The sequence below is a fragment of the Ruegeria sp. N10 genome (genome assembly GCF_056531545.1).
Window position 1 is genome coordinate 1 of sequence record NZ_JBQFLY010000064.1, and the last position, 673, is coordinate 673.

General features: G+C 48.4%; 1 pseudogene. It reads right to left on the reverse strand.

Going from position 1 to position 673, the window contains the following annotated elements:
- A pseudogene (locus ACR0JI_RS21955) lies at positions 1-492 on the reverse strand (hypothetical protein); the annotation flags it as partial.
- Positions 493-673 lie beyond the last annotated feature (181 nt).

The window sequence follows — 673 nt, forward strand, 5'->3', positions numbered from 1 at the left end:
TCCACACCTCAGAATCGCGCGGCTTGCAGCTTGGAATGCTTGCTCGAAGGCTATCCCATTTTCACTGCGACCTTCTCTCAATCCTATACCGGAGATGGTGTCAGCAATCGGCCGTTTCTGGGCATCAACCTCAAAGCTTACTTTGACGGCAACCGACAAAGCATTTGTTGATAGGCTTCCGATGTTCCAGCAGCGTGAGATCGCAAGCGAGATGTTTTTTTTGTCAGTAACGGAGACCTCATTGTCGCTACCTTGTGGTTCTTTTTGCCAGACTTCAGATTGTATGGCCGAGCAAATTTTTCCAACATTCGATTGCACTTCGGATTCGCTATTGCCAAGAGCCAAGCCCACATCCTCCACAAATGTTGCGGCTGCCAGAATTGACTTACTGTGTTTTGCCATTACCTGACTACGCAACGCTTCAATCTCTTGATCTTCTGCATTTCGGCGTTCATTTCCGCTTTGACCCATCGCTTGGCGGATGTTTGCCACGCTTGGATCTTGAAGAAGTATCGAGTACCTCGTTATGCCATCCAGAAGTTGCTCTTCGCGAACTTCGGACGCAGTTGGTGGCTCCCTGAAAAAACCTCCAAATCTCAAAACATCGTTTCGTATTCCATGATAGCTTGCTAGGGCCATTGCTTCGTAAGGTGAGTCTTCATCCAAGCGCTCA